We start from the raw sequence: 12,766 nt of genomic DNA, 5'->3' as shown, positions 1-12,766 counted from the left end.
AATGGAAAAGATGGTTGTCTTTCTAACATTTTAATCACCGCTTCAAGTATATTAGTTCTATTATAATCTAAATCAGAAGCTTTTTGGGTATACCTTCGACTTTTTCTGGACTTTTTCAGCAGCCTCGCCTTTCCTCCCGCAGGAGTCTTCGTGTATTTCTTCCGCTAGAATAGTGCGCTTCAATTTCATGGCATGTATTCTATTCCATTAGAAAGAGTTCCACAAAACGTTTATAGCATGGGCTAACACTATTCCTAATCAGAAGATAACCATCAGCGAAGTATTCTGACGGAGCGGTTTTGTAGCACACTATTGAATTAGGCTGTGAAAGTAAATCTACACAAAAGTTATGTCGCATTCTATGTAAAAATAACAGCTAACTATACAAAAAATAGTTTAATGAAAAATTGAAAGGAACAAGTTATACATGGAATGAATAATGATCACAGACCAAAGGGAATTGGTTCTTTTATAAATAACCCCAAATATGAAACCTATAATAAATACTGTAAATATCGCATTAAAAATAGAAGGAGTTTCAAATAATCCTTTATAAAACCATATAGGGAAATGTATCGAAACGAAAAGGCTTGATGTCACCATATTTGCTTTCCAAAAAGTATATGTTTCAGTAAGCTTTTTCAACAAAAATCCTCTAAAAACCAATTCTTCTACTATACCTACTAGAATAATTATATTTAACCAACTATTAAATCCCAAATTAAAATTAAATTCATTTTTTAATATTAATAGATTCAGTACTACAAAGTATATTGCCATGGTTAGTGATATCCAACCTGCCCACTTCAAACCTTTATAAACATTATGGCGTAAACCTAAGTATGTAAATGGATTTTTGTTTTCAACAAATTTAACGAGTAAGATAACCGGTATGATCCAGATACATATTTTAATTAATGCCGATGCAAATGCTTTATAAAATGGTTCCATCAAGTCTAAAAACTGAATGAACCATAACTCCCTATAACACCACAATAAAAAGAATAATAAGAAATACAGCCAAATATAATGTTTACTTAAACTTTTATTTATCGTGATCCCCCCTCAGAAACGTTGTATTAATGTAAGGTGCATGTAAAGATCGTGTAGGAAACATCCCCTATCCATTACTTATAAACTCGATATTGTGTCATTTTCTCAAATTTCAGCAATACAATAGGGGCTAGCACAAAGAAGAAAATAGCTAGTAAGAAAGAAAATATTGCTAATGCGAATGCGTTTGGGTTGTCATTTCCTTGAAAATTCGCGTAAAGAATCGATCCAAACAATACTACTGCTACAATATAAATCAAGAAGAATGTACCCAGTTTGGATTCAGAAGGTTTCAGGATAGTACCTGCAGCTAATTCAGAAAAAATATATGGGAACAATACTAAAAAAGTCAAAAGCACTATACAAATCCAAAACCCTACTGTTCCATATGTCATACGAATAATCGGAATGGAGAAATAGATTGCTAATGTATTAAGCATGACATAAGTTACAATAGAATAATATTTGGCCCGGTAATATTGATGGATCCTCCAAAAAAAGAACAATACAACTCCACCAAGTAAAGCTATGAGCACATTACATGTCATAAGTAACCAATTCTCGCTTGGCACAAAGCTAATTAGAAAACCTATAAGAAGGAATAATGTTGTGCTTAAATGTATTCTACTTTCACGAAAAGGTATTTTCTCTTCATCCAAATCCCTATCCCGCTTACTACCTTTTTGAGATAACGATTTTGACATACTCATTTTCCCTCCCCCTCGTTTCGTTACTATCATATTAACCTCAAAAAACAACTGAATAATTTATCGTTTATACCAACTTTTCTGTAGTTTACGAACGTAAATAATTTGACCGATATGGTATGCGTTATGAGTCATTACATTTCCTAATAACTCCCACCACTGTGCATCAGCTGGATATCCTTTTACATCGCTTTCTACTTGTTCCTCTGTTAATAACGTTTGCCACTTCAACAATACCTCTAGCATTCTACCTTTCAATGCCTCAAATGATAGATCCTTAGGAATAATGAAACTATCTTCATTATCTGCCAAGGGAGCAACTGATTGAACATCCGAATTTTCATATCGAGTTTGCCAGGTTTCATTCCAATAAAGTAAATGCTGGGTGATTTCTGCAATACTATGACAATCTTCATTCGGCTTCCAAAAGGCCTCTTCCTCTAATATATTCTCAACAGCTTTTGAGAAAGGAAGGTAAAAACTAGGATCGTTTGCATTTGCTAAAAACTGATCAGCTAAAATATCATTTACATGTACCAAATTGCTCACTCCTTTAATAGTTTTCCAAATTTTATCTAATAGAAATTTCATATTGTTCTAGTTTACTTTTTAGTATTACAAAGTCATCATATTTGATTCAATCTATTCTTATTTTTCGACCATTTCTTAGGAACCATGCATGGCAACTCCTCTCCAAACTCATGAATTTCTATATTCTTATACATATATTTAATCCCATATTAACATATTACCCTTTGTTTATTCGTAAATTTCTGAATAAAATGCGTATTATATAAGCTTCTTCCTATCGAGCTTACCTAAGTTGGTGTAAGGCATTTGTTGTACTATAACTACCTCTCTCGGCATCTGGAACCTAGCAACCTTAGTACGTAGCCATTCAAGAATTTCTTTTTCTGTAAGGCAAGTGTTCCGAACCGGCAATACTATTGCCTTTAACCTTTCCCCGAATTGTTCATCGCTTACCCCAATTACCGCTACATCCTCAATGAATGGATGCTTTAGGAGAACATGTTCCATTTCTATAGGGTAGACATTTTCACCACCTGAAACAACCATATCATCCGTTCTTCCTCTTAAAAAGAAATAGCCGTGATCATCCCTGTAGCCTAAATCTCCTGTTTCAATCCAGGAACTATTCTTATTACTCATCGACCATTTATTTCTGATACAAATTTGTCCTATTTTACCAACTTGAACTTCTTTCCAGTTGTCATCTAGCACTTTTAATCGTACACCCTTAATTTTTTTACCTATGGTATATGTGGAATACATTAAATCTTGCGGTGTTGCGATAATATTTAATCCCGCTTCAGAAGTTCCATATAGATTGTACAACACATTTCCTAACGCACGAACCGTATTATCTACTAATTCTTCACTTAATTTTGCGCCACCTGAGGCTACACAAGAAAGGGTGCCTAAATCCTCAGAATTCGTACTTAACATTCTTTGCAGCATTAACGGGACGACTGTAGCTACCTCAACCTGGTGTTCACGAATTAAATGACAAGCTTTTTTTGAATCAAAATCACTGCTTATTACTACTTTTTTCCCTAATGGGATAAATAATAGTAAAATAGCTATCCCATAGCCATGGTAAATGGGAGTAGCTACATAGGCAGTATGATAGTTGATTAACTGTAAGCGACTAATTAATTCGACAAAAGGATTTAAATAATTGAATAGTGATGGTTTATGTGCCGCTTCTTTGGAAGTTCCAGTTGTTCCACTAGTTTGTAGTACTATTTTTCCCATCGAAGTACGTTCTAAGTTCCGTACTTCGTCGTAATTAGAATGAAGAAAGTTGTTAATAGCAGGTAAATGATGATGATAGCTTAATATCTTTTTGCTTATATCATGAGATTGTTCCATATATGAACCGAACTCATTATCAAATATAACAACATTAAAATTGTGCCGATTGGCAAACTTATGAAATTGAGTTTTACTTATTTCTGTATTGAGCAAATAGATATCTGCTCCTAATTGTGATAAAGCAAAAATAGATTTTACAAGTGAAGCATGATTTCTACATAATATTCCAACCTTCTGTCCCTTTTCAATGTGACTATCTTCTTTTAAACAATAAGCCAGCTTCTTAGACTGAGACAAAAGTTGCTTATAATTTAATGTCTCCATATCATCCAATAGTGCGACATGGTCAGCATATTTCCTTTCAGCAATATGTAATAAAGTCATTAAATTAATACCGTACCTATAAAATGAAACTAATAACCGATACATTCCTAATGGCGAAAGTAATTTAATTTTATATAATACATAAATTAATTTTACTACCTTCATTATTTCTTGCTCCTTTTTGCCACCGAATAAAATGGGATATCGTTTAGAAAAATAGATAGTATACGTCCAAATAACAACCACCAAGGCTGATATTTTTTCTTTCTTTTATACATATACTTGCAAATGATTTTAGCAACATGATCCGTTGACATTGCAGGCATATTGCGATAAGCAGTTGTGGGTTGTATCATAGGTGTTTTTACTAAAGGAAGATATATTGTAGTTGTTGTAATTCCAGCTTCCTTCAACTCTGGAGCTACAGATCTTAACCATACATCACATGCTGTTTTCGATGCTTGATATGCAGCAAAATGTGACATAGGAGATAATAAGGTATTTATCGTAGAAACATTAATAATCTGACCCTTACTTTTTTTTAGAAGGGGAATAACTGATAGCAGTAATTGTACTGGTGCAAAGTAATTGATAGCCATTGTTCGAGTGAAATCATGATAGCGATCAAGTGAATCATTAATAGATCGTTTGATCGAGTGTCCGGCATTACTTACAATAAAATCCAAGCCATTTGGGAGATTTTTAAGAAATTCTAATAGTCCTTCTATCTCTTCCTTGTTTCTGAGATCTGCTCGATACGTTCCTACCAAAGCAGCATGCTTTTCCATATCTTGTTTCATTGTCAAAAGCTTTTCTTCTCTTCTTCCTACTAATATCACATAACAATTTACCTCTGCAAGATTATAAGCTAACTGTTCTCCAATTCCAGAAGTAGCACCTGTAATCAAAACAGTTTTGCCCTGAAGACTATTTTGAAGCTTTTTTTCATTCAAATATGTAGGTAAGAATAAACATGATTCTAGGAAACTGTATTTATACATGAGAACACCTTTTTCATAATAATTAATTTCACATGACTTGCATGCCAAACTTCCCTGTATTTACACACTAACCTAAAAAGAAGAATAAAAATACTAGTATCCAGACAAATGAGATATGTAACGTCCTCTCATAATTAAGAATGACTCTTTTCATTCATGTCCCTTTACCTGTTAGCCATGCTATATTACCCATTTTAACACTAACTTCCTAATCCTGATGATCGATATCATAGAAAAACACTTGCAAATTGGTAAATTCACAAGTGTCCTATGCCTATCCCTTGTTAACCTAGTTTAGCAACTAAACCAGGCAACCATTCATTCAAATGACTAAAAGAATACCCTATTTTTGTGGCTTTATCATTACTCATAGTCCAAGTTTCTTCTATGCCATATGGTGACAATAATTCATTATTCTCAGTTGTGATCGTAGCTTCATTACCGACTTTTTCACTGATTAAGTTCATCAAATCTCTCATTGAGATACTTCCATCAGCACAGGCATTAACAGGCCCTGTGAAATCAGTCTCTGCTATCCAAGACAGGAAATCCCCTGCCTCGGATTGGTAGATAAAACCCATTTCTGCATTTGGATTCGGAAAATAAACAGCTTTTCCTTCTTTCACACTAGTTACATAGTGTAATAGTCTTTCCGTATAATCCTCTTCCCCAAGTACAATAGGAATTCGCATAGCAACAACAGGAAAAGAGGCATGTTGAAAGAAATAAGCTTCCGCTTGCCTCTTTCCTTCTTGATATGTCACCTCTTCTTTGGTTACCATTTTCAAATTATATGTAAATGGATCAAATAATTCTTCAGGCATTTCTTGACCCTGATCGTATACAGATAGCGTTGAAGTAAATATGTAGCGTTTAATTTTTCCTTCTAGAGCATCGGTTGCGACTTTAGCATCCTTAGAGGAAAAGCACAGTTGATCAAAAACGACGTCCCATTCTCTTCCTTCTACGGCATTTTTAACTGACGCTTCATCAAATCGGTCCAACTTCAAACGTTCCACTGTATCCTCAAAGGGGTCTGTACTGTTTTGCCTGGTTGCAATCGTAACCTGTACACCTTTATCCAATAACGATTGAACTAAATTCACACCAAAAAAGCGTGTGCCACCAAATACCAATGCCGTTTTCATTTCAATTACCCCTCTCCGCTTTATAACAAAAATTATACTAGATTCTGTATCTATTGAAAATTTCGTAGCCTCGTAAAACAAACGGAATTTAGAAACCACGTATACAGTTTAATCTACCATCCTTCAATTTGTATTCACGGAGTTCATTTTTAATTCGTTGCCAAGCCTCTTCTTTAGACAAAGGTGGAGTTGGAGAATTATCTAGTTCGTAACCAAGCACTTCTTTTATAAATAAATCAAAATGATCATTATTATGATCGCTCACAGATAATCTTCCTCCTTCACTTTCTCTTGTAAAATCGTCTTTAGTTTTAGCCTTGCCCGTCTTAACCTTGTTTTTACAGTATTCGTACATATCCCAAGTACTTCGGCAATTTCCCTATCTTTCAATTCATATTCATACTTCAGTAGAATAATTTCTCTGTATTCGGAGGGCTCCAATATACGTATATTTTTCTGTAGGAGCTCCTTTAATAATTTTTCTTCCACTATATTTTCAACAGGAAAGTTTTCTACACCATTACTTACCCGTTCATCTATATTGACGTTATCTAATGGTAAATAGTTTCTTCTTTTTCGTAAAATGTCAATTGAAGTTCTCGTAGCAATGGAACCAAGCCACGCACCTACTTTATCGCCATCCTTTACCGTATTAATTTTCCGGAATGCTTTCACAAAGGTTTCTTGAACCACATCTTGGGCAAGATGTTCATCTTTAACAATATATAAAGCAGTTCTAAAAATCCGATCATAAAACATTTCGAATAGGGTCTTCTCATAATTATCTTTTTGAGTTATGATTGTGCTTTTCTTCAAATCCCCTTCCCCCTCATAACCCTATTACTTTTTCTCTCTATACTGTTAATATTCGACATATTTTTCCACATACCTTCCTTTTCACAAAATTGGATAAAAAAGGAAGGTATTTAATTTTCTTCATCAAGTATGGTATAGTTGATAAACAACTTCTTTATCGAAATTCGATGAATAAATTTATTATATACCCTTACAGAGGGAGTGAAATAATGAAAAGAAATATCGCTATATTAATCCTTATAGTCTATTGTTCTATTTTTCAAGTGATTGTAGATGATTATAAGCAGATCACAACAGCTCAAGATAACATTTTAGAAAATCAAAGCTCTATAGACTATTCTCCAATTCAAAATGGAAAAAATGATAAAGTTTCACATATTACTGTACTGGCTACGACAATTATAATTATCCTGATCGTTCATCAAACAGCCACTTTTTTACTAGTTATTGCGAAAAGATTAAAATTACTTACACCCGTTTTTTATCAGTCAAATTACGTGATCACAGTTCCTTTGAATAAATAACCTTCGAAGTCTTATTCAAAGGAGGAAAGAAAAATGGTCTTTAGAATGATATTAATCGGATTGTTTTCATTTACAGCACTTACATTGTTTACGTATCAAGGAATAGAAATATTCCATGCATTTGCAGATTATTTCAAACAAAAATAAAGGTGCCAGGCACCGACATTTTTCGACAAATGTACATTTTGAATTTCCACGTTTTTTTTAGTTCACTTGTCCTTTTCCGTTCTACAATGGTTGAATACATTACTATTGTAGAATGGAAAGGAGTGAACCTTATGGCAACAAGGAAAGAAATGACAACGAATTTAGCTAGGCAACTACTAAAGGACAAGAATGTGTATTTAACAGCAGAGGGTAAGCGACTATTACAGCAAATAACGGGGCACAAGAAATAATGTTAAATATAAAATAATACCTCCTATTCAGTAAAACAGCACTTAATAAATCTAATATCTGTTAATTTGTTCCCTTTAAGTGTGGGATTAGTTAAAAAGTTCATTCTAAATTAGTGCCATATAGAAATAACTACCTCCATATAACATAAAGCAGAAATAAGTAAAGTGTTTGAATCCAGATACCTCCTCAAAAAAGCATCCGTAATGGATGTTTTTTTACTCTAATATGCCTACTTGGAGTTCGCTCACCTACTTCACAATATAATCCTATTGCCAAAGAAAGCTTTCCTGTATAAGTAAAATCGCCCCATCTTTCGCATTCAAAGTCAGTCTTAAGTCGGATAACAACTCATACTTCGGATTAATGTTCGATTATTAGAAATATTATATACTATGAATACAAAATTATATACGGAAGCAATCTGTTCCATTACATGCATTATATTCACCGTTCCTATATAATTATAGTATGTTAAATTTTCTAAATTTTTAAACAAGTAGGAATCACATGCTTAACAAAGCACTTATTCAAGATGTTCTTTCTGCTGCCCTTACCACCGGTGGCGACTTTTCTGAAGTATTTGTGGAAGATCGCTTCACAAATAATATGGTATTTCAAAGTGACAGATTGGAAAAAAGTTTATCAGGACGAGATTTCGGTGTTGGCATTCGAATCTTCAAAGGATTACACAGCGTGTATGCCTATACAAATGATTTTTCAAAAGAAGGGCTTCTAAAAGCTGCACGAACAGCAGCAAAGGCAATTCAAGGTTCCAATAGTGAGAAGAACATCATACTACCGATGGAAACACAAACATTCGAGAATTTACATCCTATTGAACTAATGCCAAATAGTGTGGAAAAAACTCGTAAGCTAGCTGTCTTGCGGAATGCTAATGAAATTGTCAGTAATTACGATCCATCCATTTCCCAAGCTATCATTGGCTTAATGGATGAAGAACAAAACGTATTAATCGCCAATTCAGAAGGAACATATGTTGAAGACAAACGTGTAAGAAGTCGACTAGCAATTCAAGCAGTTGCTTCTAATGGAAGTGATATGCAAACAGGTTTTTATGGTCCAGGTGCACACCAGGGATTTGAATATATTGAAGGATTAGATCTTAATCATTATGCAAAAGAAGCAGCTCGCATTGCCGTAACAATGCTACACGCAGAACCGGCACCAAGTGGTAAATTCCCAGTCATTATTGACAATGAGTTTGGCGGAGTAATTTTCCATGAAGCATGTGGTCATGGTCTAGAAGCTTCCTCTGTTGCTAAAAACAACTCTGTGTTTGCGAATAAAATTGGCGAAAAAGTCGCTTCAGACCTTGTTACATACATTGATGACGGCTTGATTACCAATGAATGGGGTTCCATTAACATCGATGATGAAGGTGAAAAAGCACGCAAAAATGTATTAATTGAAAATGGTATTTTAAAAGGTTACTTGATTGATAAATTTAATGCTAGAAGAATGGAATCAGAATCTACTGGATCTGGGAGAAGGGAATCTTATAAATTCGCTCCAACTTCCCGTATGACCAATACCTATATAGCACCTGGAAAATCAACTCCAGAAGATATTATCGCTAATACCGAACATGGAATTTATGCGAAATATATGGGTGGTGGATCTGTAAATCCAGCTACTGGGGATTACAATTTTGCTATCAACGAAGCCTATTTAGTGAAGAATGGAAAAATTGATAAACCCTTACGAGGAGCAACTCTTATTGGAAACGGGTCAAAAACTATTCAAAAAGTCGATATGGTCGGAAATAACCTCGGACATGGTGCTGGAATGTGCGGTGCAGCAAGTGGAAGTATACCAGTAAATGTCGGCCAGCCAATGCTTCGTGTAAGTGAAATTACTGTCGGCGGAAGGGAGGCAAACTAAATGGAATTAATTACATTTCGCAACCAAGTCTTTGAAGCAGGATATAAACTCGGAATGACGGATCTAGAACTCTATTACGAAAAACAAGAAAGTTTCTCTTGTGAAATTTTCAAAGGAGAAATTGACGATTATCAATCCTCCTCCGTTAGTGGTGTATCCGTCCGTGGTCTTTACAATGGAAAAATGGGTTATGCCTACACAGAGAAACTGGATGAAGAATCTGTATCATTTTTACTAGAGAATCTAAAGGTAAACGCTGTTTTAATTGAGGATGAGCCAGAAGAATTATTTGAAGGAAATGCAGATTATAAGGAAATGGACTTTTATTCCCCTGCCCTTTCTGAAGTAACAACAGAAGATAAAATTGCCTTCTTAAAGGCAGTCGAGAAGGAAATTTATGAGTATGATCCTCGAGTCGTACAAACTGATTATGCAGGCATCTATGACAAATCGATTGAAAAAGCATTATTTAATAATAAAGGTCTCGAATTAAAGGATAGGAACAACCTAATGTATGTCGTCTTTTCTGTTGTTGTAAAAGATGGAGGGGAAATCAAGGCCGACTTTCATTTCGAACTCACAAAGGATTTCGCATCTCTGAACGCAGAAACATTCGCAAAAGAGGCAGTCGAAAAGTCACTAAGCTTTTTAGGTGGTAAAACCTATCCAAACAAGAACTATCCGGTTGTTATCAGCAATAACGCAGCATCTACCCTTTTAGCTACCTTTGCACCCTCTTTCTCAGCAGAAAAAGTGCAAAAAAGTCAATCAAGATTAAAAGGAAAGATAAATGAAAAAATCGCTTCAGAATACGTTACACTAACTGATGATCCATTTCTGCCAGATGGAATTCGGAGTGGAACGTTTGATTCAGAAGGTGTTCCTACGAAAGAATTAACTGTTGTGGAAAAAGGGCAACTAAAATCATTCTTCCACAACTTAAAAACAGCCAAAAAAGACGGCGTCAAGTCAACCGGTCACGGACATAAGGCTTCCTATAAAGACACCATTGGTGTTAGTCCTTCCAACTTATATGTAGTACCTAATGAGGATTCGTATGAGGAACTATATGCTAATCTCGAAGAAGGAATCATCATTACCGATTTAGCTGGTCTACATTCGGGAGCAAATCAAATTTCAGGTGACTTTTCCCTTGCAGCGAATGGATATTATGTAAAGGATGGTAAAATCGTTGGACCAACCAACCTAATGACAGTTGCTGGGAATTTCTTTGAGATGTTGCAAGACGTAGAAAAGGTAGGCTCAGATCTAATATTCTCACCAATGGATGCTTTCGGATACGTTGACTCACCTTCTCTGAAGGTAAAGAACTTATCCATAGCAGTAGATTAAACCACGAACAAGAACTCCTCAGCAACGAGGAGTTCTTGTTCGTAATGTCGAAATTTGTCGGTGCCAGGCACCCTATGCAATGATTATGATTCCAGTTTTATATAGGAAGTGGTTTCGATCATATTTAACTAATTCAAATAGACCTCTCCCTATTCAGAAAGAGGTCTAACTCTGGAAGTCAATTTAATTATTTTGTGCCATGCGGGCAAGTGGTCCGTCTTCTGCAATAATATCTTGTATATCATAAACCGAGATTGGAAACATTGGGAAGCCAAAGACATAGGGTGTAATTTCATATAGTTGAAAATATATCACCAGTGTTTTATCAGCGATGTAAAAGTCTTGATCAGGACGAATACTTGTAAAATCATCAAGTAATTGTATATTCCGTTGTTTGATTTGCTGGTCAATCAAAGTCGAAAGTCGTTTTACATAATCACTTCCAGGCTTGAATAAGTCTTGTAGCTTATCATGCTTTTCTTTTTCTAAGTCGAATGTCAGTGACTTAATAAATGTCATCCCATGTGCAGCTCGATAATGATACGTATAATTAGAAAGAGATAAACTTAAAACATTTCGCTGGTTATTTTTAATCTCATAAGTTCCTAGCATTTCTTCTACAGTAGAAGGCATATTACCAACTTGTTGATCGATTAATTGTTGCGTTTGGTCGGCTATTGATTGATTAATATATCTTTGTAATCCTTGATTATTCATGGCATACACCTGGGGGAAATAAACGTTTTTATCGGAACCACTACTAATCCATTCCGTCTTTATATTTACTGGCAGTGTAACAGACATAGTTATCCATCCTTTAATGGGCTTTAACACATTATATTCAGGATGAATTTGGAAGTGACAGTAGAAGTTGCTAACGTCAACACCTCCATATGAATACTATTCTTCCACTTTCCCAGGCACCGAAATTTTTCACTTAACTTTAAACCGCTTACGGATTTATCACCCGTTTTATAAATTTACTTGTTCGCTCTTGGGTTGGGGATTTCAATACTTGACTCGGATGTCCTTGCTCAACAATTTGTCCATGATCCATAAAAATAACCGTGTCTGAAACTTGTTCAGCAAATTTCAATTCGTGTGTCACAATCACCATGGTCCATCCTTCATTTGCTAAATCTTTTATAACCTGTAATACATCACCAACTAACTCCGGATCTAATGCAGACGTAGGCTCATCAAAAAGCATTAATTCCGGTTCAATTGCCAGTGCTCTTGCAATTCCAACTCGTTGTTGCTGTCCTCCAGATAACTGATGAGGATACAGGTCCATTTTATCACCTAAACCAACTTTATTTAATATACTTTTTGCAAGTTGTAATACCTCATCCCTCTTTCTTTTTTGTACAATCAGCGGGCCTTCCGTAACATTTTCCAATGCAGTTTTATGAGGAAATAAATTGTATGATTGAAACACCATTCCTGCTTTACGACTTAGCTTGCTGAGTTGTTTTTTACTTACTTTTTGACCAAAGTTCACTTCAAAACCGTCGTGAAACGAAAGAACACCTTGGTCGGGTATTTCTAAAGCATTTAAGCATCGAAGTAGTGTTGTTTTTCCCGACCCAGATGGACCGATAATCGTTATAATGTTGCCCTCATCTATAGTTAGATCAATACTATTTAATACTTGTAATTCTCCAAAAGCCTTTGTTAATCCTTTTACTGATAAAAACACTACT

At 35.0% G+C, this 12,766-nt stretch carries 13 protein-coding genes; 3 read left to right on the top strand and 10 right to left on the bottom strand.

The window, feature by feature from the left end:
• Window positions 1–396 precede the first annotated feature (396 nt).
• The 8 genes from ACFSTA_RS17820 to ACFSTA_RS17785 all read right to left on the bottom strand — a co-directional run bounded on the left by ACFSTA_RS17820 (window position 397) and on the right by ACFSTA_RS17785 (window position 6,885).
• Window positions 397–780, bottom strand: coding sequence for a CPBP family intramembrane glutamic endopeptidase (locus ACFSTA_RS17820; protein ID WP_377558189.1), 384 nt, complete (start codon window positions 778–780; stop codon window positions 397–399).
• A gap of 347 nt (window positions 781–1,127) precedes the next feature.
• A complete protein-coding gene (locus tag ACFSTA_RS17815; protein ID WP_377558182.1) occupies window positions 1,128–1,763 on the bottom strand; it encodes a hypothetical protein in 636 nt (211 codons plus the stop codon).
• 57 nt (window positions 1,764–1,820) lie between these two features.
• On the bottom strand, window positions 1,821–2,300 hold the full coding sequence (locus tag ACFSTA_RS17810) for a DinB family protein (protein ID WP_377558181.1): 480 nt from the start codon (window positions 2,298–2,300) through the stop codon (window positions 1,821–1,823).
• Between the two features lie 249 nt (window positions 2,301–2,549).
• On the bottom strand, window positions 2,550–4,085 hold the full coding sequence (locus tag ACFSTA_RS17805; protein WP_377558180.1) for an AMP-binding protein: 1,536 nt from the start codon (window positions 4,083–4,085) through the stop codon (window positions 2,550–2,552).
• Window positions 4,085–4,921, bottom strand: a complete 837-nt coding sequence (locus tag ACFSTA_RS17800; protein ID WP_377558179.1) for an SDR family NAD(P)-dependent oxidoreductase — start codon at window positions 4,919–4,921, stop codon at window positions 4,085–4,087. Before ACFSTA_RS17800 ends, ACFSTA_RS17805 begins: the two co-directional genes overlap by 1 nt.
• 284 nt (window positions 4,922–5,205) lie before the next feature.
• Window positions 5,206–6,069: an NAD-dependent epimerase/dehydratase family protein gene (locus ACFSTA_RS17795; protein WP_377558178.1), complete on the bottom strand. Its 864-nt coding sequence runs from the start codon at window positions 6,067–6,069 to the stop codon at window positions 5,206–5,208.
• Between the two features lie 88 nt (window positions 6,070–6,157).
• Entirely contained in the window at window positions 6,158–6,334 is a 177-nt protein-coding gene (locus tag ACFSTA_RS17790) for a hypothetical protein (protein WP_377558177.1), read from the bottom strand.
• Entirely contained in the window at window positions 6,331–6,885 is a 555-nt protein-coding gene (locus ACFSTA_RS17785) for an RNA polymerase sigma factor (RefSeq protein ID WP_377558176.1), read from the bottom strand. The genes ACFSTA_RS17790 and ACFSTA_RS17785 overlap by 4 nt, the downstream gene beginning before the upstream one ends.
• Window positions 6,886–7,094: 209 nt before the next feature.
• Here ACFSTA_RS17785 and ACFSTA_RS17780 point away from each other — a divergent pair, with 209 nt between their 5' ends.
• The 3 genes from ACFSTA_RS17780 (at window position 7,095) to ACFSTA_RS17770 (ending at window position 11,063) form a co-directional block, all read left to right on the top strand.
• A complete protein-coding gene (locus tag ACFSTA_RS17780) occupies window positions 7,095–7,409 on the top strand; it encodes a hypothetical protein (RefSeq protein WP_377558175.1) in 315 nt (104 codons plus the stop codon).
• Window positions 7,410–8,315: 906 nt separating this feature from the next.
• Window positions 8,316–9,710 (top strand): TldD/PmbA family protein, encoded by a 1,395-nt coding sequence (locus ACFSTA_RS17775; protein WP_377558174.1) that lies wholly within the window; start codon window positions 8,316–8,318, stop codon window positions 9,708–9,710.
• A complete protein-coding gene (locus ACFSTA_RS17770) occupies window positions 9,711–11,063 on the top strand; it encodes a TldD/PmbA family protein (protein WP_377558173.1) in 1,353 nt (450 codons plus the stop codon). It abuts the gene before it with no gap.
• 183 nt (window positions 11,064–11,246) lie between these two features.
• On the opposite strand, the gene ACFSTA_RS17765 is transcribed toward ACFSTA_RS17770, so the two are convergent.
• Window positions 11,247–11,867 carry a DUF3298 and DUF4163 domain-containing protein gene (locus ACFSTA_RS17765; protein ID WP_377558172.1) on the bottom strand — a complete coding sequence of 207 codons (621 nt, stop codon included), beginning with the start codon at window positions 11,865–11,867 and terminating at the stop codon, window positions 11,247–11,249.
• Between the two features lie 148 nt (window positions 11,868–12,015).
• A complete protein-coding gene (locus ACFSTA_RS17760; RefSeq protein ID WP_377558171.1) occupies window positions 12,016–12,762 on the bottom strand; it encodes an amino acid ABC transporter ATP-binding protein in 747 nt (248 codons plus the stop codon).
• Window positions 12,763–12,766: the final 4 nt, after the last annotated feature.

Origin of the sequence: Ornithinibacillus salinisoli, assembly GCF_042684965.1 — a bacterium.
Taxonomy (GTDB): domain Bacteria; phylum Bacillota; class Bacilli; order Bacillales; family Amphibacillaceae; genus Ornithinibacillus; species Ornithinibacillus salinisoli.
Note: the sequence above shows the minus strand (reverse complement) of the source record. Positions and strands in the feature narration are given on the sequence as shown.

Excerpts from the sequence above, each read along its gene's own strand:
- ACFSTA_RS17815 (WP_377558182.1), bottom strand. The coding sequence starts at position 1,763 with ATGAGTATGTCAAAATCGTTATCTCAAAAAGGTAGTAAGCGGGATAGG.
- ACFSTA_RS17775 (WP_377558174.1), top strand. The coding sequence starts at position 8,316 with ATGCTTAACAAAGCACTTATTCAAGATGTTCTTTCTGCTGCCCTTACC.
- ACFSTA_RS17770 (WP_377558173.1), top strand. The coding sequence starts at position 9,711 with ATGGAATTAATTACATTTCGCAACCAAGTCTTTGAAGCAGGATATAAA.
- ACFSTA_RS17765 (WP_377558172.1), bottom strand. The coding sequence starts at position 11,867 with ATGTCTGTTACACTGCCAGTAAATATAAAGACGGAATGGATTAGTAGT.
- ACFSTA_RS17805 (WP_377558180.1), bottom strand. The coding sequence starts at position 4,085 with ATGAAGGTAGTAAAATTAATTTATGTATTATATAAAATTAAATTACTT.
- ACFSTA_RS17800 (WP_377558179.1), bottom strand. The coding sequence starts at position 4,921 with ATGTATAAATACAGTTTCCTAGAATCATGTTTATTCTTACCTACATAT.
- ACFSTA_RS17795 (WP_377558178.1), bottom strand. The coding sequence starts at position 6,069 with ATGAAAACGGCATTGGTATTTGGTGGCACACGCTTTTTTGGTGTGAAT.
- ACFSTA_RS17820 (WP_377558189.1), bottom strand. The coding sequence starts at position 780 with ATGGCAATATACTTTGTAGTACTGAATCTATTAATATTAAAAAATGAA.
- ACFSTA_RS17780 (WP_377558175.1), top strand. The coding sequence starts at position 7,095 with ATGAAAAGAAATATCGCTATATTAATCCTTATAGTCTATTGTTCTATT.